This is a genomic window from Niallia sp. FSL K6-0212, from assembly GCF_038007605.1.
Classification (GTDB): Bacteria; Bacillota; Bacilli; order Bacillales; family Cytobacillaceae; genus Niallia; species Niallia circulans.
In genome coordinates, this window is record NZ_JBBOXL010000001.1 from 4,584,683 (window position 1) to 4,608,248 (window position 23,566).

21 protein-coding genes are annotated in these 23,566 nt (G+C 35.4%); 3 read left to right on the forward strand and 18 right to left on the reverse strand.

Features of this window, described 5'->3' with window-relative positions:
* Positions 1–2 precede the first annotated feature (2 nt).
* From MHH96_RS22215 to MHH96_RS22240, 6 genes are all read right to left on the reverse strand, one after another.
* Positions 3–2,198: a RelA/SpoT family protein gene (locus MHH96_RS22215; RefSeq protein ID WP_047944309.1), complete on the reverse strand. Its 2,196-nt coding sequence runs from the start codon at positions 2,196–2,198 to the stop codon at positions 3–5.
* 298 nt (positions 2,199–2,496) lie between these two features.
* Entirely contained in the window at positions 2,497–3,009 is a 513-nt protein-coding gene (locus MHH96_RS22220; protein WP_047944308.1) for an adenine phosphoribosyltransferase, read from the reverse strand.
* On the reverse strand, positions 3,000–5,363 hold the full coding sequence (gene recJ / locus MHH96_RS22225; protein WP_341118030.1) for a single-stranded-DNA-specific exonuclease RecJ: 2,364 nt from the start codon (positions 5,361–5,363) through the stop codon (positions 3,000–3,002). The genes MHH96_RS22220 and recJ overlap by 10 nt, the downstream gene beginning before the upstream one ends.
* Before the next feature lie 215 nt (positions 5,364–5,578).
* Positions 5,579–5,878, reverse strand: coding sequence for a LapA family protein (locus MHH96_RS22230; RefSeq protein WP_047944306.1), 300 nt, complete (start codon positions 5,876–5,878; stop codon positions 5,579–5,581).
* A 130-nt stretch (positions 5,879–6,008) separates the two neighbouring features.
* A complete protein-coding gene (gene secDF, locus MHH96_RS22235) occupies positions 6,009–8,261 on the reverse strand; it encodes a protein translocase subunit SecDF (protein WP_047944305.1) in 2,253 nt (750 codons plus the stop codon).
* A 360-nt stretch (positions 8,262–8,621) separates the two neighbouring features.
* Entirely contained in the window at positions 8,622–8,927 is a 306-nt protein-coding gene (locus tag MHH96_RS22240) for a post-transcriptional regulator (protein ID WP_047944304.1), read from the reverse strand.
* 260 nt (positions 8,928–9,187) lie between these two features.
* On the opposite strand from MHH96_RS22240, the gene spoVB reads away from it, so the two are divergent.
* The gene (spoVB, locus tag MHH96_RS22245; protein ID WP_047944303.1) at positions 9,188–10,732 is read left to right on the forward strand and encodes a stage V sporulation protein B; all 1,545 of its coding nucleotides are present in this window, start codon (positions 9,188–9,190) and stop codon (positions 10,730–10,732) included.
* A gap of 84 nt (positions 10,733–10,816) precedes the next feature.
* On the opposite strand, the gene MHH96_RS22250 is transcribed toward spoVB, so the two are convergent.
* Positions 10,817–11,458, reverse strand: a complete 642-nt coding sequence (locus MHH96_RS22250; protein WP_047944302.1) for a DUF421 domain-containing protein — start codon at positions 11,456–11,458, stop codon at positions 10,817–10,819.
* A gap of 198 nt (positions 11,459–11,656) precedes the next feature.
* Here MHH96_RS22250 and MHH96_RS22255 point away from each other — a divergent pair, with 198 nt between their 5' ends.
* The gene (locus MHH96_RS22255; protein WP_082138430.1) at positions 11,657–12,034 is read left to right on the forward strand and encodes a TIGR04086 family membrane protein; all 378 of its coding nucleotides are present in this window, start codon (positions 11,657–11,659) and stop codon (positions 12,032–12,034) included.
* Between the two features lie 67 nt (positions 12,035–12,101).
* On the opposite strand, the gene yajC is transcribed toward MHH96_RS22255, so the two are convergent.
* From yajC to safA, 11 genes are all read right to left on the reverse strand, one after another.
* Entirely contained in the window at positions 12,102–12,404 is a 303-nt protein-coding gene (yajC, locus tag MHH96_RS22260; protein WP_047944300.1) for a preprotein translocase subunit YajC, read from the reverse strand.
* A gap of 29 nt (positions 12,405–12,433) precedes the next feature.
* A complete protein-coding gene (gene tgt, locus MHH96_RS22265; protein ID WP_061800802.1) occupies positions 12,434–13,573 on the reverse strand; it encodes a tRNA guanosine(34) transglycosylase Tgt in 1,140 nt (379 codons plus the stop codon).
* A 170-nt stretch (positions 13,574–13,743) separates the two neighbouring features.
* Complete coding sequence (queA, locus tag MHH96_RS22270; RefSeq protein ID WP_061800803.1) at positions 13,744–14,772, reverse strand: tRNA preQ1(34) S-adenosylmethionine ribosyltransferase-isomerase QueA; 1,029 nt, start codon at positions 14,770–14,772, stop codon at positions 13,744–13,746.
* A gap of 34 nt (positions 14,773–14,806) precedes the next feature.
* Positions 14,807–15,013 carry a DUF2905 domain-containing protein gene (locus MHH96_RS22275; protein ID WP_047944297.1) on the reverse strand — a complete coding sequence of 69 codons (207 nt, stop codon included), beginning with the start codon at positions 15,011–15,013 and terminating at the stop codon, positions 14,807–14,809.
* Positions 15,014–15,064: 51 nt separating this feature from the next.
* Positions 15,065–16,060: a Holliday junction branch migration DNA helicase RuvB gene (gene ruvB, locus MHH96_RS22280; RefSeq protein WP_047944296.1), complete on the reverse strand. Its 996-nt coding sequence runs from the start codon at positions 16,058–16,060 to the stop codon at positions 15,065–15,067.
* A gap of 40 nt (positions 16,061–16,100) precedes the next feature.
* Entirely contained in the window at positions 16,101–16,712 is a 612-nt protein-coding gene (gene ruvA / locus MHH96_RS22285) for a Holliday junction branch migration protein RuvA (protein WP_047944295.1), read from the reverse strand.
* Positions 16,713–16,910: 198 nt separating this feature from the next.
* Complete coding sequence (locus tag MHH96_RS22290; RefSeq protein ID WP_061800804.1) at positions 16,911–17,441, reverse strand: intercompartmental signaling factor BofC; 531 nt, start codon at positions 17,439–17,441, stop codon at positions 16,911–16,913.
* 210 nt (positions 17,442–17,651) lie between these two features.
* Positions 17,652–18,581: an NAD-dependent epimerase/dehydratase family protein gene (locus MHH96_RS22295; RefSeq protein ID WP_061800805.1), complete on the reverse strand. Its 930-nt coding sequence runs from the start codon at positions 18,579–18,581 to the stop codon at positions 17,652–17,654.
* A 271-nt stretch (positions 18,582–18,852) separates the two neighbouring features.
* Positions 18,853–19,527 (reverse strand): YhcN/YlaJ family sporulation lipoprotein, encoded by a 675-nt coding sequence (locus tag MHH96_RS22300; RefSeq protein ID WP_047944292.1) that lies wholly within the window; start codon positions 19,525–19,527, stop codon positions 18,853–18,855.
* 107 nt (positions 19,528–19,634) lie between these two features.
* Entirely contained in the window at positions 19,635–20,615 is a 981-nt protein-coding gene (locus MHH96_RS22305) for a phosphotransferase (protein WP_061800806.1), read from the reverse strand.
* Positions 20,605–22,578, reverse strand: a complete 1,974-nt coding sequence (gene safA / locus MHH96_RS22310; protein ID WP_341118031.1) for a SafA/ExsA family spore coat assembly protein — start codon at positions 22,576–22,578, stop codon at positions 20,605–20,607. The genes MHH96_RS22305 and safA overlap by 11 nt, the downstream gene beginning before the upstream one ends.
* A 384-nt stretch (positions 22,579–22,962) precedes the next feature.
* Between safA and MHH96_RS22315 the strand changes: the two genes are divergently transcribed.
* Positions 22,963–23,505, forward strand: coding sequence for a transcription repressor NadR (locus MHH96_RS22315; RefSeq protein WP_047943611.1), 543 nt, complete (start codon positions 22,963–22,965; stop codon positions 23,503–23,505).
* Positions 23,506–23,566 lie beyond the last annotated feature (61 nt).

Genomic DNA, 23,566 nt, shown 5'->3' on the forward strand with positions numbered 1-23,566 from the left:
CCTTAGTTCATTATTCTTCGTACAGAATAGACATCTGGAATTTGTTTGATTCGATCAACAACTTTTTGAAGATGATTGACATTTAGAATCATAATACTCATGTTAATCGTCGCAACTTTATTACGGTCAGACTTACCAGATACGGCCGATATATTTGTTTTCGATTCATTAACTGCCTGGAGAACCTCATTTAATAAACCTCTTCTGTCATAGCCGCTTATTTCAATTTCAACATTATATTCTTTGCGGTTATTTAAATTCGTTTCCCATTCAACAGGAATTAGTCGTGCCTTCGCATCATCTGTGTCAATATTTGTACAGTCTGCCCGATGAACGGAAACGCCTCTTCCTTTTGTAATAAAGCCAACTATGTCATCACCTGGAACAGGATTACAGCAGCGAGATAAACGGATTAATAGGTTATCAATTCCCGTTACTCGAACACCAGAAGCGCTCCTTTTATTATTGGAAAAAGACTTTAATTCCGCAACTGCATTTGAAATAGTTGAAATCTGTTCTGCATCTCTTTTCTTCCGCCATTTTTCTGTTAACCTATTGGCCACTTGGAGTGCTGTAATTCCATTGTAGCCTACAGCCGCATACATATCTTCTTCTGTCATAAAATTAAATTTTTCAATTACTGCCTTCACATTTTCGGGTGTAAGAATTTCTTTCAAATCAAATTCCATATTACGAATTTCTTTTTCAACTAATTCTTTCCCTTTTTCGACATTTTCTTCTCTACGTTGTTTTTTGAAAAATTGTCTAATTTTATTTTTTGCTTGGGATGTTTGAGCTATTTTTAACCAATCTTGACTTGGTCCATACGAATGTTTACTCGTATGAATTTCAACAATATCGCCTGTTTTTAACTTGTAATCAAGGGTGACCATCTTGCCATTCACTTTTGCTCCAATCGTTTTATTTCCAATTTCTGAATGGATACGATAAGCAAAATCAATTGGTACAGAGCCAGAAGGTAACTCAAACACGTCTCCCTTTGGTGTAAAAACAAAAACCATATCTGAAAATAAATCAATTTTCAGACTTTCCATAAACTCTTCGGCATTCACGAAATCATCTTGGAATTCTAATATTTCTCTAAACCATGTTAATTTTTCTTCCAATGAGGATCCTTCATTTACAGATTTTCCTTCTTTGTATGCCCAATGAGCTGCAATCCCGTATTCAGCAATTCGATGCATGTCTTGTGTACGAATTTGCACTTCTAAAGGATCGCCCTTAGGACCGATAACAGTTGTATGGAGAGACTGATACATATTAGCCTTTGGCATCGCAATATAGTCTTTAAAGCGCCCAGGCATTGGTTTCCATCTTGTGTGTATAATCCCTAGTATGGCATAGCAATCTTTAATACTGTTGACGACAATTCTTACTGCTAATAAGTCATATATTTCATTAAACTGTTTATTCTGTAAAACCATTTTGCGATATATGCTGTATATATGCTTTGGTCTTCCGGAAATATCTGCTTGAATTTTTACTTCTGCCGTTCCTTCACGAATTTCAGTAACTACTTCATCTAGGTATTGTTCTCTTTCTGCTCTTTTCTTTTTCATTAAATTTACGATACGATAATATTGCTGTGGATTCATATAGCGTAATGCAGTATCTTCTAGTTCCCATTTAATAGTAGAGATTCCTAGACGATGAGCAAGTGGGGCAAAAATCTCCAATGTTTCATTTGAAATACGACGCTGCTTTTCTGCAGGTAAATGCTTCAATGTTCTCATATTATGAAGTCTGTCTGCTAATTTAATTAGGATAACACGAATGTCCTGCGCCATCGCTACAAACATTTTACGATGATTTTCTGCTTGTTGTTCTTCATGTGATTTATATTTAATTTTACCGAGCTTCGTTACACCGTCAACGAGCATGGCCACTTCACTGTTAAATGCTTTACTTATATCTTGTAAAGTAATTTCCGTGTCTTCAACAACGTCATGGAGAAAACCTGCTGCTACTGTTGCTGGATCCATTTCTAAATCAGCCAAAATTCCTGCTACTTGGATTGGATGAATAATATATGGTTCCCCAGATTTTCTATATTGTTCACGATGAGCCTCTCTTGCATAGTCATAAGCTTTTTCAATAAAAGCTACGTGCTCTTCGTTTAAATATCCTCTAGTCTTATCGATGACTTGTTCGGCGGTTAATACTTGATCGTTCGCCATGTAATCACCTTTCATATTACAATTATATTATTAAAATTTAGCATATTTTAGACATTCTTTCTATCCTACTACTTTTATGCAAGATTACAAAAAAGAATAAAATTTATTTTAGAATGATTATTACTATTATCGAAAAAAAAAGGGAGATTGTAAAGGGATTGGAAGTAAATTTTATACGGAAAGAAAGAAAAATGTCGAATGAAGGCGATTTCTACCTATTCCTAGTAATTTTTTCTTTCTTTTCTTTTCGATTATGAAAAAGAGCGCTTAATCAGCGCCCTTTTTTCATGTATGTGGATTAATATTCCATTAAAGTTAAAATATCATATCCGTCTAAATTTTTACGTCCTTCAAGATAAGACAATTCAATTAAAAATGCAATACCAGCAACAATCCCGCCAAGTTCTTCGACTAATTTAATTGTCGCCTCAATTGTACCGCCTGTCGCTAATAAATCATCTGTGATTAAAACACGTTGACCTGGTTTAATCGCATCTTTATGGATTGTTAATACGTCTTTTCCATATTCCAATCCATATTCTACTTTAATCGTTTCTCTCGGTAATTTTCCTTCTTTACGAACTGGAGCAAAGCCAACTCCAAGCGAATAAGCAACAGGACAGCCAATGATAAAGCCTCTTGCTTCTGGTCCTACAACAAGATCAATTTCTTTTTCTTTTGCATACGTTACAATTTGATCTGTTGCATATCTATATGCATCACCATTATCCATTAATGTTGTTATATCCTTGAATCTGATCCCTTCTTTTGGCCAATCTTCAACGATCGTAACATATTGTTTTAAATCCATTCTTTTACTTCCTCCTCATTATTGACGGATTTCTTTAGAATAAGATCAAACCAATTTTTAAGTTGTTCATAAGATGAATAAATTAATTCATTTTCCAGCTCAAATTGCGCTTGTTTTTGTTGAAAAGAGATAGATTCTGTTAAATCTCTTTTTGGAACATTCTTATTCAGTGAAATAAATCCATCCTTCATTGTAACAAAATTTAATTCAAAAAACACCTTTGACATAAAATCTACCGTTTCTTTACTCCAGCCTTTTCTTCTAGCAAGCTCTCCACCGAATTTTTGGAGGTGAAAATTCCCCTGTTTTGCTAAAAAAGCATAGAACCATTTAAAGTGATCACGAGTTGGCATTGTACTAAAGAAGTCACTTTGTTGTTTATAAAAAACAGCATATATTCTTTCAGGGGCATTGTTAGTTAACAATGTTTTTAGCATATCCAAACTAGGGGGATAATCTGCCAGTACCATAGCATTATTCATTGATTCTAGGAATGCTCCTTGCTCTATTGATTCAATTACCTGATAAGAGACTTGTTCATCCATATCCTTAGGAACAGAATCTTGATGAAAAAAAATCCACTGGGCATTTTTAGGCACTACTTCGTATAATTGATTCACTTTTCTTAAACTGCGATAGTCAAACAGCTGCCAATGAGCAACCTCCATATCTTGAATAAAGATTTGCGGTTTTTTACGATTATTCCATTCGTTTATCGAAAGCTCCCCTAATACAGAAACTTTTGCACTTGGAGAGATATGATCACATAGGTCTCCAATTCCAAATCCTATTCCATCTAATTCAAAATCATTATCTTTTAATATAATCTTTAAATGGTTTTGATTGGAACCTATTTTCCGCATATTGTCGATTTCTAGATCACAGAAGGTTAATTTTGGCTTGGGATTGTCGACTCCAAATGGGGCGAGCATTTGCATTTCCTCTATTGATTTAATAGATATATCACTAATTGAAAAACTGCCATCCACCTTTGTTAATGGAATGAGATTTTCTTCTGTTAATTGTTCAAATGCTAATCTATTTAAACTATCTCTAAGAACTTCTACATCTTCTATTTTTAAAGACATTCCTGCAGCCATTGGATGCCCACCAAAATGAGGTAGAATATCTCTACACGTCGATAGATTTTTATATAAATCAAATCCCTCAATACTGCGAGCAGATCCTTTTGCTATTCCCTTTTCCTTGTCATAACTTAATACAATCGTTGGTCGATAGTACTTTTCTACCAATCTAGAAGCAACTATCCCAACTACGCCGGGGTTCCAGCCTTCTTTCCCTACAATTAGAACACGATTTTCATTTAATGGATAGAGCTCGTCCACTTGTTCCATCGCTTCCAATGTTATCTGATTTACAATCGCTTGTCTTTCCTTATTCGTTTCTTCCATTTCTAATGCTAGTTCTTTTGCAATCTCTGAATCATCCGTTAATAATAAGTCAACAGCCGGATCCGCATTTCCTAATCTGCCAATAGCATTAATTCGCGGAGCAAGCATAAACCCGATTGTTTCTTCATTAATCGTATTTTTGTCGATATTCATTTGACGATATAATGCATTTAAACCGATATTATCCGTTTCTTGCAGTGCCTTAATTCCTTTTTTCGCAAGAAGGCGATTTTCTCCTGTTAAAGAGACAAGATCAGCGATTGTTCCAATTGCCGCAAATGGCAATAAATGATGGGGAACTTTTCCGTAAAGAGCGTGAGATAACTTGAAAGAAACGCCTACCCCTGCTAACTCACGGAATGGATATCCGCTGCCTTCTATCTTCGGATGAATAATCGCAAGTGCCTCTGGCAATATTGGTCCAGGCTCATGGTGATCGGTAATGATTAAGTCTATTTCTAATTCCTTTGCCACTTCCGCTTCATGAACAGCAGCAATACCCGTATCGACTGTAATAATCAATTGAACACCAATGCTTTTAGCATAGCGAAAAGCCCTCTCATTAGGGCCATATCCTTCGGTAAATCGGTTTGGAATATAAAATTGTACATTGGCTCCAAGATCCTCTAATGTTTTCATCATAACGGTTGTGCTAGTTACTCCATCGGCATCATAATCTCCGAATATAAGAATTAATTCCTTGTTAGTAATTGCCTTTTGTATTCGATCTACGGCTATATCCATTCCTAAAAGCAGGAAAGGATCATGAAAATCATTATTATCATCAAATAAAAAAGCTTTTGCTTCCTCTGGTGTATGGTAACCTCTTTTCAATAAAAGTGAGGCAACAATTGGTGCTAGTTTTAACTCTTCTGCTAATAGTAAAATATTTTCTTTATTTGAAGTTTCTTCTTGTATCCATCTTTTTTTGGAACGTAACATTCAATCACCTCAATCTAACTATTATACAAGTTAAAAGAAGTCCTTTCAATGCAAGAAGAATGGAAAAACATGTGGTTGTTTTTATAATTACTTTTTAATATTAAAAAAATTGTTCAATTATCATTCCAAATAACTAAATAGACAAAAAAGATGTCTGAGAAGAAATTAATCGAAGTAAACACTCCCAACGAATTTCTCCTTGCAGACATCCCTTTTTATTTTAGATCTGTTAGAACCTTTTCCTTCTCTTTTTTATCATCCGATTTTTGTTCTAATGCCTTTTTTTCTTTTTCCAATGTTTTAATTTTACGCTGCAATGAATAAATACGAATAATTCCAGCAGAGCCAATGATTAATCCACCAAGAAGAACAGAAATTAATATAACTAAAATAAGCGGCCATTCCCCTTCTCCAAATAAGTAATTAACGGAAACCGGTTCGACATTAATAACTGCAAAGACCGCAACGATTAAAGCAAAAATAATTCCCCAAAGCATATTCCATTGAAATTTCATTTACTTCCCTCCCTTTGTATTTTTTGGTTCTATTATTTCCTATTTTCCATCTTTCCACTATCATAAACAAGGATTTTTTTAGCAAATATACAAAAACCCGCTCCTTTAGGAGACAGGCTTTTGTTTTGTCTTATACTTGTGGCTCGTCTGAAATTGGACGTTTTTCTTTATACGTAATTAAGACACCTTTTCTCTTTAATTCTCTCTTCTTCCAGACATACCAAAGCTGGGATGCAATAAAGATAGAAGAATAGGCACCGCCAATTAAACCAATTAGTAACGCTAAAGAGAAGTTTGTGATTGCACTGCTTCCAAATATTAATAAAGCCACTACACAAATCACAACCGTTATTACAGTGTTTATCGAACGTGCAAATGTCTGTCTAATACTTCTGTTGATAATATCTTTAATTTCTTGTGGTGTTTTGATTCGCTTCTTCTTCGCTAAATTTTCTCTTATACGATCAAAGGTAACAATCGTATCATTAATCGAGTAACCGACAATCGTCAACACGGCAGCGATAAAGGTAATATCTACTTCTAGTCGTGTGAGACTGAAAATCACGACAATAAAGAAAGCATCATGCAGTAATGCTAATACAGCTGCAAGACCCATATATACTTCAAAGCGAATTGCCACATAAATAATGATTCCGATGGAGGCAAAAATTATCGCTTTAAAGGCATTTTTAGCTAGTTCTTTCCCAACAGTTGGTGATACACTGCTGACGTTCGGATCATGCCCATACGTCTTATTAAACTCTGACTTTATCGTATTAATTTTAGCTCGACTTAAATCACCCTTAATACGAATAGCAGCAGTATCTTGCTTGTCACCTGAAATTACGATATCGTCTGCTTTTACATTCAGCTTATCTAAGTGATCTTCAATTTCAGCAGTTGTTAATGCTTTATCTGCCATAACTTCTATACGAGATCCACTTGCAAAATCAATTCCAAGATTAAGCTTGAATATAAACATAATCACAATTCCCGCCACAATTAAAACACTAGAAATTGTGAAAAATACATTTTTATATTTTACAAAATCAAGACGATCAAATTTGGTTGGCAATGTTAAAGTATCGTAATTTTCGCTAATATGTTTAATGTCTTTACGATTGACTCCAAACCACGTAATTTTTTTATCAAACAATTTACTTTTCACTAGTAAACCGAGTAATAATCTAGAACCATATACAGCAGTAATAAAACTTACTAATATACTAACAATTAAGAGTGTAGCAAACCCTTTTACTGAACTTGTCCCATAAATAAATAGAACAATCGAAGCTATAATGGTAGTTAAATTTGCATCAAAAATGGTTCCGATGGAGTTTTTATTACCTGCTTGAAAAGCAGCTCGCAGCGACTTTCCTACCCTCAGTTCATCCTTAATTCTTTCATAGGTAATGATATTAGCATCTACGGCCATTCCAACACCGAGAATAAGTGCCGCAATTCCTGGAAGTGTTAATACCCCTTTCATTAAATCAAGAACCAACAGATTTAAATAAACATAGATGGACAATGTAATGATAGCAACTAATCCAGGCAGACGGTAATAGAGAAGCATAAATAAAAATACTAGGCCTACACCAATGATACCCGCATATACTGTATCTTTTAACGCTTGATCTCCAAACTGTGCGCCAACACTTGTCGAATATTCTTCCGTCAATTTAACCGGCAATGCACCAGCATTTAATAATTCAGCTAATCTGGTCGCCTCATCTACTGTAAAATTACCAGTTATAGATACAGTATCCGAGTTAATCACTTCACTTACCATCGGTGCAGATAAGAATTTTGGTTCTTCTTTCGCTGCTTCCGCATTATAAGAATCCCCTTCTTCAAAGTCTAACCAGATGACTAACGGACTACCTAAAACTGATTGTGTTATTTCTTTAAACTTATTTGCATCTTTTAGTTTTAAAGAAACACTAGGTTTTCCATACTGGTCAAATTCTTGACTTGCTCCTCCCTGCACTAAATCAGAGCCATCTAGTAATTTCTTATCTTGAATATCTCTGAATGTTAGGTTAGCTTCAGTTGAAAGCATTTCTCTTGCTTCATTTTGATCTGTTATACCAGCAAGCTGCACTCTTATTCGGTCTTTTCCCTCTATTTGAATAACAGGCTCGCTTACTCCTAAAACATTTATCCTTTTATCTAAAGCTTGAGCTGTGCTTTTTAAAGCGGCTTCATCAATTTTCGCTTTCCCCTTTTCCAGTGGTTCTACTTTATAAAGAACTTCAAATCCACCTTGAAGGTCTAATCCAAGCTTAATATTGTCCAAAATTTTATTTGTTGTTCCTCCCATTAATCCTGCCGCCAAGACAATGATTAACAAAAAAGCAACAATTCTACTGCGTTTAACCATTATGTATTAATCCTCCTCATGAAATACAAAGCAGAAACTTCCTCAACTAATACTAGCCATATTCATTGTTATTTATCAAAAATGATGTCCTCTTTTAATATGAACCTTGCAATCAGCTGTTATTCTATTTCTGCGGCTCACTTCTTTCCAGTAATTAAACTAACAATTTCTTCTATAACTTAGAATAAACTCATTATGGAACAGTTTATCATGACTGTCAATTTGTATAGAAAAATATACTAGTAAAGTTATTCTAATTGTCACATAAAGTTAACGACTTGTCTTTTATTACCACCATCTCCAAACCATCATCAACTATAAAAAAGAATAATGGAAGAATTTCTGATTAATAAAACTCCTTTACTTCAGTAATTCTTTTTTTTCTTCTTCTGATAAGACAGAGAATAGATCTGCCGTTTTATATGCCTCGATAGTGGCAAAGTTCATATAGTCTACTACCTTAACATTCAGTATATCCTGTACAAGCTCCGAAATTCTGATATCTTGAGCGGGCTTTCTCCATTTTTTATTCGTTAAAAATGCCCATAGCTCGTCTTCCTTAATAGTCTCATAGCCAAGTAAATGAAACTCTTCTAACTTGCTGTTTAATACAGGTTTAACTTGTGAACGATATTGGTCATATATGTGTGTTGATGTTGACGACATTCCTATTCACTCCATTACAGTCATTTTATCTTACTTTTAAACATGGGAGCTATCTCCTTTTACTTCTATACCTCCATAATGCTAAGTAAACCATTTTACCTAGAAAAAAATATGATTCCTTTTTCATACTAACAATAAAATATCGTCTCTTCCTTACAACAAACTTACTTTTATAAAAAAACCTTGTCATGCTTTGTCCACTCTGTTGCATATAGATAATTGTATAGTATTATTCGCTATTTGAGAAGGCAGGTAATAGAATGTCTAAGTTTTTAAAAGGAACAATGATTTTACTTATAGCAGGATTTATTACTAGAGTTCTTGGATTTATAAATCGAATTGTTATCGCACGATTTATCGGAGATGATGGTGTTGGACTCTACATGATGGTTTACCCGACAATGATATTAGTTGTAACCATCACTCAGCTTGGACTGCCTGTAGCAATCTCTAAGAATGTAGCCGAAGCCGAAGCAGCAGGGAATTTACGAAAAGTAAAGAGCATCTTAATCGTTTCCTTAAGTACAACTTTAGGTCTAACAGTGATCTTTACTCCAGCTTTATTTCTTTTAGCACCCTATCTTTCTCAAACCCTATTTACAGATGAAAGAACTCTTTTACCACTTCTTGCGATTACGCCAATTATCCCAATAATCGCTGTTTCATCTGTTTTGAGAGGGTATTTTCAAGGCAGACAAAATATGAAGCCAGCTGCAATTTCTCAAGTGATTGAACAAATCGTTCGGATTGCGTTAATTGCGACTTTAACAAAAGCCTTTCTGCCTCTTGGAGTCGAATATGCTGCTGCAGGGGCAATGCTCGCTTCTGTTCTTGGAGAACTAGCGTCTTTATTCTATTTACTAGCATCATTTAAATGGAAAAAAAAATTTCATTTGCGGAAAAAATTCTTCCAATATGTACATAATGGAAAAAATACTTTCCAAGAACTAATGACAATTGCTTTACCAACAACAGGAAGCCGAATGATTGGCAGCATCGCTTGGTTTATTGAACCCATTGTTGTAGCACATAGCTTATCATTAGCTGGTCTTACTGCTATCAATGCAACAAAACAATATGGAGTATTAACTGGTTTTGCACTCCCACTCTTAATGCTGCCATCCTTCTTTACTCAATCATTATCAACATCTCTTGTGCCTGCTATTAGTGAAGCAAAAGCTAATAATCAACTAAAGCTAATCGAACATTTATTACAGCAAGCACTCAAATTCACCTTTATGACAGGTGGACTTGCCATTGTAGTCCTATATGTGTTGGCTGAGCCTTTAATGACCGTTATGTACGGAAGCACGCGAGGCACTTCCTTTATTCAGCTAATGGCACCGTTCTTTATTCTTAATTATTACCAAGGTCCACTTCAGGCTACTTTGCAAGCCTTAAATTTTGCTAGAGCAGCAATGATTAACAGCTTTATCGGAGCAGCCGTTAAAACAGCATTAATTTTTATTCTTGCAAGTCGACCAGAGTTTGGAATTTTCGGAGTAGCTATTGCCTTAATTGTTGGGTTTGTTTTAGTAACGATCCTTCATTTTGCTACAATATTAAAAACAATTAGTTTCTCGATTATTGTGAAAGATTATATAAAAATGCTGCTTGTTATTTTGCTGACTGCTTATCTTGGCTCTCTTTTAGTCAAAACAATAACGTTCCCTTCCATTCTGATACAAATCATCAGTATTACTAGTATAATCTGTATCTTTTATATCATATTGCTTTTTCTTTTCCGTTTAATGAACAAAAAAGATTTAGCAAAAATCCCTTGGATTGGTCCATTTTTTTCTTAAAACTTTTTCAACTGTAGCAACCAATGAGAATTCCGCTTCTCACTGGTTGCTTTTTTACTGAAAGATTTCACTGTTGTTCTTTCTTTAATGATCAATCACATCAATATAAAATTCACCGTCTTGATAACTGCAAAAGGAGATGTTTTTTATATTAACATATCCTTTATCTTTTAATTGCTGTCTTAACCATAGATTAGTTTTTCCTATTCTCTCTAGGTTGCTCTCTTGAATAATTCCATCCATAATTAATGGAATAGTAATAGATGACTTATTTTCTTCTTTTTCAAATACAGAAAGTTTACCTGATGTTTCTAATATGGCAAACTCTACATCTGCAATATTGCGGATATTTTTTTCTCTAAGCTGAATTAATAAGTCATCATAATTATAGCGCTGGCTTCTCATTGCTTTTTCGTCAATTTTACCATTTTTGATAATTAATGTTGGTTCTCCCTCAATAAAATCACGCATTTTTTTGCTTTTTAAAGAAAAGAACGCAAGAAGCACTTGAATGGCTAGTAGGATAAACATTGGAAATAGCGTTGGTAAAATGGGATCCTTATAATCTTCTATAGCAACAACAGCAATTTCTGCGATCATAATGAATACAACAAGATCTAGTATGCTTAATTCCCCTATTTCCCTTTTTCCCATCATTCGAAAAATAAGAACGATTAAGAAGTAGATCAAAATCGTTCTAAACAAAATGATCAAATACTGGTCCACATTATCTCCTCCGATCAAATATGTTCTCTTTTAATCTGCTCCATACGATAAAAATAATACAGAAAAGTAGCAGTATAAGGATGAGAGAAAAATGTGTTTTTAAATATTTTTTAATTCTATTTTCTTCCTTCCCGAATATGCTTGTACTAGAGAACTTTTATAGAAAACTTTAAATGTTTTGGAAAGGAGAGGTTTACAATCGAAGAGAGTAAACATGTTGGCAGTTCTGTTTTATACGGTCTAATTGCCATTTTCATTATGTTAATAGCAAGCAGTTTGTTCTTTTCCCTATTATTAAGATTTACATCTATTCAAGAATCATCCCTGCGATATATTATTACAGCCGTATCCTTTATAACTTTATTTGCAGGTGGTTTTATTTCCGGCGGGAAAGGTAAGGAAAGAGGTTGGTTTCTTGGGGGACTCACGGGGTTCATCTATTCCATCATCATTTTTTTATTTTCCTTTCTAGGCTCTGACCAACTATTTACGATAGAACAAACCATTTATCATGTATGTTATACCCTTATTTGTATGATGGGAGGTATTTTGGGGGTAAATCTTTCCAAAAAATAAATAACTAAAAATCCTTCGATAAAATACAAAAGTGCAATCTTATTTTTTAAGACTGCACTTTTTTTACTTATTGTTCTGTTTTTTCTAATGTTGGACTAGCTACTGCAGCAGAGGATTCTACTACTTCACGAATTGCATTACGATCAAATGTCAGGCGTGAGCCATCTTTTGATTTTAATACAACCGTTCCTTCATCAATTGCATCGATTGTAGCATGCATGCCGCCAATCGTGACAATCTTGTCCCCTTTTTTTAAGCTACTTTGCATATCACGCACAGCTCTTTGACGCTTTTGCTGTGGACGAATTAGCAAGAAATAGAATAGTACAAACATTAAAATAAACGGTAGTAAACCAGCTAAATTTCCCATCTATATTTCCCCTCCTTTCAAATTCTCTATTAAAAGTTTTTAGCGTTTGGTTTATTAAAACCATAACGTTCGAAAAACTCTTCTTTAAAATCTCCTAAACGGTCGTTTCTGATTGCGTCTCGGACATTCTCCATTAAGTTTAACAGAAAATATAGATTATGGTAAGATGTAAGCCTTATTCCGAATGTTTCGTCACATCGAATAAGGTGACGAATATATGCCCGGCTATAATTTTTACAAGTATAGCAATCACACTCAGGATCCAATGGTCCAAAATCTCTAGCATATTTAGCATTTTTCACAACAAGACGGCCTTCACTTGTCATCACCGTACCATTTCTTGCTATTCTGGTTGGTAACACACAGTCAAACATATCAATCCCACGAATTGCACCATCGATTAATGAATCTGGTGAACCTACTCCCATTAAATAACGCGGTTTATTATCTGGCATTAATGGCGTTGTAAATTCAAGGACACGATTCATCACATCCTTAGGTTCCCCAACTGATAATCCACCGACTGCATAGCCAGGTAAATCTAAAGAAACTAAGTCTCTTGCACTTTGTTTGCGAAGCTCTTCGTATTCTCCACCTTGAATAATACCAAATAAACCTTGATCCTCTGGACGTTTATGTGCCTTTAGGCAGCGTTCTGCCCAACGAGAAGTTCGTTCCACTGATTTCTTCATATAATCGTATTCTGCTGGGTAGGGCGGACACTCGTCAAATGCCATCATAATATCTGACCCTAGGGCATTTTGTATTTCCATTGCTTTTTCTGGGGAAAGGAATAATTTATCCCCATTTAAGTGGTTGCGAAAATGTACGCCTTCTTCTTCGATTTTGCGGAAATCACTTAAACTAAAGACTTGAAATCCGCCCGAGTCCGTTAATATCGCTTTATCCCAATTCATGAATTTATGAAGCCCGCCTGCTTCTTTCACAATGTCATGACCTGGTCTTAACCATAAATGATAGGTATTACTTAAAATGATATTTGCTCCCATCGTTTTTAAATCTTCTGGTGCCATTGTTTTTACTGTTGCTAACGTTCCAACTGGCATAAAAGCCGGCGTTTCAAAAGATCCATGGGGTGTATGGACAATCCCCAATCTGGCGCCTGTTTGCTTACAAGTTTTTATGAATTCATAACGTATTGCTGTCAAATTTATTTTCTCCTTCATATAAAGTGAATCTTTCTCAGATTCATGATTAATTTTCCGTTTTTAATGAAAAAATATCTAGTAACTAAAAAACAGTAGAATCGACTATATTATTCTAAAGAATATTACTGCGAAACTCAAGCAATTGATAACCTATCATGATGATCGATTACTTATTGTATAAACATTGCATCGCCAAAACTAAAGAAGCGGTATCTTTCTTTGACTGCTGTTTCATACGCATGAAGAATGTTCTCTCTTCCTGCCAGTGCGCTTACTAGCATAATTAACGTCGATTTAGGCAAATGGAAATTCGTAATCATGCCATCAATTCCTTTAAATTCATATCCAGGGTAAATAAAGATACTTGTCCATCCACTGCTTTCTACAAATTCACCATTATTGGCAGAGGCAATTGTTTCAAGCGTTCTAGTTGAGGTTGTACCTACAGAAATTATTCGTCCGCCTTGACCTCTTACACTATTTAATAAGGCAGCTGTTTCCTTATTAAGCTGATAAAACTCCGCATGCATTTCATGTTTATCTACATCCTCAACGTTTACTGGTCGGAAGGTGCCAAGACCAACATGCAGAGTAATAAAGGCAATATGTACACCCTTTTTCTTTAGTGCATCTAACAATTCTGTTGTAAAATGGAGCCCAGCTGTTGGAGCTGCCGCAGACCCCCTTTCCTTCGCGTAAACAGTTTGATAACGATCTTGGTCGTCTAGTTTTTCTTTAATATAGGGAGGCAGCGGCATCTCGCCAAGCTGATCCAAGATTTCGTAAAAAATGCCCTCATATTGAAAATCAAGAATACGCCCACCGTGTTCCAACTCTTTTACACAAACTGCTTTTAGTGTTCCATCTCCAAAGGAAATAACGGTACCTTCTTTGACTCTTTTGGCTGGCTTGACAAGTGTTTCCCACTTGTCATCTTTTTGCTGCTTCAGCAATAAAACTTCAATATGTGCTCCAGTATCTTCTTTTTCACCATGTAATCTAGCTGGCAATACTCTTGTATCATTTAATACTAAACAATCTCCAGGATTAATATACTCATATATATCTTTAAACTTGCGATGTTCTAAATCGCCAGTTTCTTTATTAACGATCATGAGTCTGCTGCTTGTACGATCCTCTAAAGGCGTCTGCGCAATTAATTCTTCTGGTAAATAAAAATCAAATAAATCTACTTTCATATCTGTCCACCTATTCTCTTTTATACAATCTTTTTTAGCGAAATTTCCCGATAAAATAAAAAACTAAAGATAAAATGATACTAATCACAATACAAGTTGTAATTGGAAAATAAAAAGTTGAATGCTCTTTTTTAATCAAAATGTCACCAGGAAGTTTTCCAATCGGCACAAACTGCATTACTAATCCAATAAGAAATACAATCACACCAATAGTCATTATATACTTAGGAATATCATTCATTATTTTCGTCCTTCATACCGCTTATTCTTTTCTATTATTTAAATGTTTCCATCAATCCAATTTTATATTTAAATGTTCATAAACAAGATGTGTGACGCTTCTCCCTCTAGGAGTGCGCTGCAAGAAACCAATCTGCAGTAAATATGGTTCATAGACATCTTCAATCGTATGTGCTTCTTCCCCAATTGTTGCAGCAATGGTTTCTAATCCTACTGGTCCACCTTTAAATTTATAAATCATTCCTAGTAATAATTTATGGTCAATATGATCTAACCCTAAACGGTCCACTTGCAAAAGTTCAAGGGAATGGTCTGCCAATTCTTTCGTAATCATTCCATCACCCTTTACTTGTGCAAAATCCCGCACTCTTCGTAAAAGGCGATTCGCAATTCGAGGTGTACCTCTTGATCGTCTAGCAATTTCCCATGCTGCAAGGTCCTCTATTCCAATTTGAAGTACATCTGCTGTTCGGGAAACAATATCTTTGAGTTGATCTACCTCATAATATTCCAATCTAGACAGAACCCCAAAACGATCTCTTAACGGTGCAGAAACGGAACCCGCTCTAGTAGTCGCACCAACAAGAGTGAATGGAGGTAAATCTAGGCGAACTGATCGAGCACTGGGACCTTTGCCTATTACAATGTCTAAACAGTAATCTTCCATGGCAGGATATAAGACCTCTTCTATAGCTCGCGGCAAACGATGTATTTCATCAATAAATAACACATCCCCAGGCTCTAAGGCAGTTAAAATTGCTGCTAAATCACCTGGCCTTTCGATTGCTGGACCAGCAGTTGTACGAATATTAACTCCCATTTCATTCGCAATAATCGTTGCAAGTGTTGTTTTCCCTAAACCAGGGGGACCATATAATAATACGTGATCAAGAGCCTCTTCTCTATATTTAGCCGCTTCGATAAACACTTTTAAATTTTCTTTTACTTTATCTTGCCCAATATATTCCTGTAATTGAATGGGTCGAAGACTTTTTTCAAATGATAAATCTTGTGTATCTGCTTCACTTGAAATAATTCGATCATCCATAACATTCACTCCTTTCTTCTAGATAATCGTTTATCCACATTTATCTTTTTAAAAGAAGCTTCAATGCCAATTTGATATAACCATCTGTTGATAATTGTTCCTTCTTTAAATGTGGGATAATTTTTTTGACTTCTTTCTCCGAATATCCAAGTGCGGTTAAAGCAAGCATCGCTTCATCCATTGCTGAATCACTTTCTGCTTTCGCTACATGCCTTTCTACTGTAAATAAATCCGGGGAGAAATCTGGCATAAACTCTGCTAGTTTCCCTTTCAAATCCAAAATCATTTGTCTTGCTGTTTTCTTGCCAACACCAGGGAACTTCACAAGGAATGCTTCATCTTCCGCTTCAATAGCGGATATTACTTGGCTCGGTTCTCCAGATGCAAGGATAGCCAATGCTCCCTTAGGTCCGATTCCTGAAACGTTAAGGAGCTTGGTAAATAAAGCTTTTTCATCTTGCGAACGAAAACCGTATAAGCTAATATTATCTTCTCTAACATAATGGTATGTATATACAGTAATCTTACTACCAGAAAAGGCAGAAAACGAAAATGGATTAGGTGTTTTAATCTGATAACCAATCTCATTATTTTCCACTACGATGTATTCTGGTCCAACAAATTCTACATTCCCTTTTATATATTCGTACAAATTATATTCTCTCCCTTATAAAGAAAACTTCCAAAAGTAGGGCTCCGTGCCCCTTAAGTGTGGGATAAATCCTAGCCCTTATTTTATCATACTATTTTGTAGAACTGCTATTATAGATGATTTTCATAATATTCTTGCAAAAAAAAAGTGAGCAGATTCGACACGTTTACTGTGTTTCCTCTGTTCACTGATAATTCCTTAATTAGTAGTTTCAATTGTTGTTAAGTTTTTAAAGGTTTCAAGTACTTTTACATAACGATCTCTTGATTTAATCGGAATACCTTTTTGTAAATCTTCATGTTGTTTCGACTCCAGCTTCTTTAAATCAAGCTGGAAAAAGGACTGAATAATGTTCTCTTCAGCCGGTTTTCCATTATAAATGGTTAAAATCCCTTCTTCATTAATGCCAAAATAACCATTTGTTTTCAACAATGGAGATATATCATCAACTTCTTGTTTAAAAACAAGCTCTCTGCTTGTCATATCTACCAGCTGCCATTTATCATACTTTGACCAGAAATCTTCCATCGACCATACTGTCTCTTCTATTGTTTCTTCACTCACTTCTCCGTCTAAATAAATCCTTTGCAATACGACTTGCAATTTTTTAGGATTCTCATTTTGAGAGACACCGCTTCCAGTCTTTCCATATACTTGTCCGTTTGATAAAAAGACAGTAAGAATACTGACAAGAAGAACAGTTGAAAATAAAAGGAATCTGGTTTTCATTATAACCACCTCTTCACATTACTCACAACAGCATCTTTATTTCCAAGGAAATAAGGTACTGTCAATCTAAAGTTTGGTTTTAAACAACCTTACTCTCTATTATTCTCACCATAAAAAATAATTTCATTCCTAATTTTTAGCAATCTTATATTGGAGGGTTCTCTCATAGCGTATCGTAGTAACTCTCTCCAGGTGGAATCATAATGAATCCTATTTCAATAGTTCGTTTTTCTGTTTTAGGGCATGTTTTATATTAACCATCGCTAATCTAATCCCCTCTATAAACGACACTTGAGCATGCCATCCAAGATGGACTTGTGCCTTCTTTGTTGAAATTCTACTTTTCTCTCCTTTTTTCAAACCCACGCGAGGAAGAGAATCTTCATTTATCAATGACTGAATAATAGAGACAACTTCTTTCATTGAATATTTTTCCATCGGACAAATATTAAAAATTTCATTCGTGCCTTTATTTAAACTAGAAATAAAGGCTTTAACAGCATCACTAATATGTAAAAAATGTTTCTTATCTTCTCCGTCTTTAAAACAAATAGACGGACGATTTTCCAACACATTTTTGATTGTTGTTTCCACTATACTTTCGTTCTGCTTCTGGAAGGAATATTCTCCATATAAAATAGGAAATCGTAAAATCGTATAAGAAAGACCATATAATGTATGATAATGTTGTATATATTTCTCCACTATCTTTTTCGATAATCCTTCAAATAGCACTGGTTGTAAAACCATATCCTCTGTGATCACATCTTCCAAGTCCCCATAAACTGCTATGGTAGACGGAAAAATAATTTTTCCTACTTTAGCTTCCACACATGCCTCCAGTACTTCAAGCGTACGAGCAATATTCTTCTCTGAATGTTCAAAGGAATCTTTCATTTTGTTAGACATAATTGGCTCATTTGATAAGTCAATTACACAATCGATTTGATACTTTTCCATTAAATCTGCTAATTCCATCTTGTTCAAGAAAGTGTTTACTTGATGATGAACTAGAGAGGACAGGATGCTATTTTCTTTTTTCCGATCAGCTACTATGTAACAAACTTGCTTGTTTGAAAGTTCTTGCATTAGAGCATGTCTAATTTTATTCTCTTGTCCACCTACGATTAGCACTCTCACTATATATCCCTCCGCCATTTTCGGCTTTTAACTAACATTTTAAAGTTCTTTATAACGAATGTATTTTTCATTATAAAGTATATCTCTTTTCTCTTGTAATTTCAATAACTAATTCATTATATAGAACGATCCTTTTTTCTATTATAATCATGCTTTTCTTCTTGTATATTTGGGGGAATATCGTCTATCACTTTTAAAACGTTTCTAATAAAGAACAAATGGACTAAAAACTAACCCCAAGTGGTTATACCACTCAAAGTTAGTTTTTTTATTATCTATTGTCCCTAGCTGGATTTAAATCCTGAAAAATATTTTCAATATTATGGTTAATCGTTTGCCGCGGCTGACCATTTCGAATCGAACGATTTATATCTTCTATACTGTTAAATATTCCTCTATCTGTGATGATTGAAATGTCTCTTCCGTTTAGTGAATCATTTAGTTTGTCTTTTACCTGCGCTTTTGTTTTGGCCACATTCTTTGTATTTTCCACTTCCAATGCAACTAAAACGTTCTCTCCATAAACAAGCGTACGTGCATTTTTTACATTATCCATTTTAGTAACTCGATCGGATATTTTTTCAGCTAATTCTGTGTCATAAGATACTCTTTCATTCTGATCATTTATATTTACGTTATCACGATTGTTGTGATTATTTACATTTCTTACGTTTGTTCTGTTTCTATTGTTTACATTCCGAACATTGGATCCATTTGTATTTCCTTCATCCCCAAAAGTATGGTCCATCATTTCTGTAATTGGTCCATCATTATCGGCATTCCCAACGCCATTGTTTCCTTCATGCTGTTCATTTGAATAATATCCAATTGGCCTAGTATTATTAAGGCGATTTCGATCAGCAGTTTGATCCTCATTTACACCACAACCTGTTAATCCAAAAGACAATGTCAACAGAACTGGAGCAACTAGTTTAACTTTACGCATAGTAGAATTCTCCCCTTCATGTAAAACTTGAGCAACCTTGCTCTCTTTTATCTTCTACTGTTCGGAAAGAAACATACTGTAAAGTCTAGCCAGTCTTTTTTTATGTCTTATGTTCCTACAAGTTGTTGCAGTTTTTGATAAAATTTCTTCCTTTTGTGAAACTGATTGGTTGTTAATAATTGTACTTGTTCTAACAAGTAGGCATTATCTACATCTTTATTTCTGATTATTCTATTCCATTCCCTCAGAATATCTGTCGGATATATTAAAGCCATTAAAAACCATTTATCTTTAAAAAGATCGGCGTAGCCTTGCATACTTTGTAAATCTTGTATAGACCATCCTATATCAGGAAGAATGCGATTAGCAAATTGTAAATAGTCTGCAATTCGTGGACCAATACTAATTAAATCAAAATCAATTAAGTATAATTCATTATTCCTAACACGTAAGAAATTATGATGAGCAACATCCCCATGCAGGATTACGTTTGGGTTTGTATCCAAATAGTCTATTTTGTTTTTTATTGAACCAAATGAATAATCAGCCCATTCCATTATTTCCTTTACTATGTCTTTTTTTACATATTGCTCAATAATTGGTATATTCATTCGATATTCTTCTAGTCTGTGTTCAAATTTTTTCATTAAATGAAAAGTTGGCAAGATATACTTATATATTTCTACCAGTCGCTCTGTAACCGAATAATAATGCTCCAATAATTGAAGTGCTTCCCGTCTATTCCGCTTACTATGATATGAAAAAGAATCTTTATGTGGGGGAAGATATTCAATCAGCCCATACACTTTATTATCGATAACAATTGGCTCCTCATCGAACTCATAAAATTGATATGTCTGTGTAAAACCTTCTTGTTTAAGCGCTCTTGTAAAAGCAACTTGAACTTTGAGTTTTTGATAACTAGTAAAACCTTTTAAAATTATCCAATATTGCTTCGTTTTTATTAGATATACATCATTTCTAATCCTGCTTAATTCGATGATTTGGAACGGTATTTTTTTTTCTAATAAAGAAAGGAGACGATAATAAAAAGTATCGTCCCCTCTATGAAAAAAATCATAGATCACTGCTTTCATCCTCTTGGTATCTTGGCATTCCAAATGGAGTACCTTGATTCATGCCATATGGATTCATAAATGGCGGCTGCCCAATAGTAGGATTATAAGGTGGTGTGAATACTGGAGCATTCCCTCCCGGTCCATAAGCAGGTGATGCCACTTCTGAAGTAATCGCCCCTTCATAAGATGGCGCCTCTTGAACTGGACCATTATTTTCCGTTGAATAGGAGTTTGGCGTATTTCCAACAGCATCTTGAGGATAAGGAGATTGATTTATTGAAGATTGATTATATCCGGTCGGATAGCTTCCCATTTCCGGACCAAATCCTTGTGGCATTCCTCCCATTTCCATTCCTGGATTGAACATCCCCGCCATTGGATGACCTCCTAATTCCGGGCTAAATCCTTGCGGTATTCCTCTCATATCCATTCCTGGATTGAATCCCCCCGTCATTGGATAGCCTCCCATTTCCGGACCAAATCCTTGCGGCATTCCTCCCATTCCTGGATTAAATCCTCCGCCCATTGGATAGCCTCCCATTTCCGGACCAAATCCTTGCGGCATTCCTCCCATTCCTGGATTAAATCCTCCGCCCATTGGATGGCCTCCCATTTCCGGACCAAATCCTTGCGGCATTCCTCCCATTCCTGGATTAAATCCTCCGCCCATTGGATGGCCTCCCATTTCTGGTCCGAATCCTTGCGGCATTCCTCCCATTCCTGGATTAAATCCTCCGCCCATTGGATAGCCTCCCATTTCTGATCCTAATCCTTGCGGCATTCCTCCCATTCCTGGATTAAATCCTCCGCCCATTGGATGGCCTCCCATTTCCGGACCGAATCCTTGCGGCATTCCTCCCATTCCTGGATTAAATCCTCCGCCCATTGGATGGCCTCCCATTTCCGGACTAAATCCTTGCGGCATTCCTCCTTTTCCAGAAACGGCTCCTTGCATCATTCCCTCTACTTGAAAATTGCTTGCTGGAGGGAATGATGGACCACCACAACCACAATCCTCTTTAACAGGAAGTGTAATGGTCGGATGAACTGCTGTGTGGGTAGGGGCATTTACTTTATGCGCTGCACCTGCTACATGGGAAAAAGGTTCTTCTACTTTATGATGAAGATTCTCCTTAGGCAGCTGACTATACTGAACCCATGGTTTTTGATTATTTTGCTGTGGTGCATGATTAACATGGGAAGGTGTCTGATTGATAAAAGCAGAATAGGACGAAGAAGACTCTTCCCAATGGTGTTTTTCTGTATATTCTACTCCAGGAAATGTTGGATAAACTTGGGATCCTATTTGTTCAACCGGAACTCCTTCTGGCGGGCAAACCCCTGGAGGAAAACCGCTTCCTGGCATCATTGGCGATACTTCATAACAATAAGGCTGATAAGGGACAATTGGTGGACATACATCTTTTTGAATTGGTTCTTGATTCGGTAAAACTGGTGCAAGTTTTGGTGGTACAGGTTTTGTCGGTGCTGGTTTTACTGGTGCCGGCTTTACTGGTGCCGGTTTCACTGGTGCTGGTTTCACTGGTGCTGGTTTTTCTTTCATTTCGACATCAATATCTACATCAACATTAGTCATATTCATGGAATAATAATTCGTAACATCAATTTCCGGAATGATTGGAGTAGGCATTTTTGGTGTAAAAGGTTTCTCCTTTGGTACTTCTTTTTTAGGTATTTCTTTTTTTGGTGTTTCTTTTACTGGCATTTCTTTTTTCGGTGCTTCTTTCACAATTGGTTCCATTGTAATCGGCATTTCTTTTTTTGTTCCCATTTGAGGAGCTTCTTTCTTTATACTTCCTCCTAAAGTAGGAACTTTAATTTTCATGCCAGGCATAATCATATCTGTATTAGTCAATTGGGAATTTAACGACTTTAACTCTTCGAAATTCACCCCATATTTTTTGGCAATTTCCCAAAGAGTATCCCCTTTCTGAACAATATGGATCTTCACTATAGATTCCCTCCTATGCATATGTCCATATAGTCTATGTTCACACGGCAAAATGGTTATCATTCTATTCAAAAATCTATGCGTTTTTTTTTAAAATATGTGTTCTAGTCGTACAAAGATTGCTCAGATCTTTGTCCTTCTTTTCGCCAATTAATTTATTCGTTTCCTATGAAAAATAATTTGGTTTATTCATTTAGATATTCTTTTGGTAAAATAGAATGAAGGAAAAATAAATACTGAGTTCTGCCTTTCAAGCAAAACAGGGAGCTGCCACTATTTTTCAAATAAAATACCAATAAATTTGTGTTAATGACTTTACCGTAGATAGCAGATAAAAAAAGGTAATTTTTTAATCAGAGTAACTGCAACAAAAGGAGAGATTGGATGACTGAATCAAAAAAAATGCTTGGTGAAGAAAGAAGGGCTTATATTCTTACTTTACTAAAAGAGAAAAATCGACCTTATACTGGCAGTGAACTTTCAAAATTGACAAATGTTAGTAGACAAATAATTGTTGGAGATATTACACTGCTAAAGGCGAAAAACGAACCAATTTTGGCAACTAGTCAAGGCTATTTATATTTACAAGAATCAAAACCGATGCTCTACGAAAGAATTATTGCGTGTAATCATCCACCAGAAAAAACGGAGGAAGAGTTAAATATCCTTGTTGATAATGGAGTAACGGTTAAGGATGTCACAATTGAACATCCAGTATACGGCGATTTGACGGCTTCTATCCTCGTCTCTAATCGAAAAGAAGTGAAACAATTTATGAAGAAAATTAAGCATACAAATGCTGCTTATTTATCTGAATTAACGGCAGGTATTCATCTGCATACCATTACCGCTCCATCCCTTGATACATTACTAGAGGCAGAAGAAGCTTTACGAAAGGCAGATTTTTTAATGGAAGAAGAAGCTTAAGGTAAATGACAAAAATCACTAAGACTTTAATCGTCATTAGTGATTTTTTTGCATTCTTCGT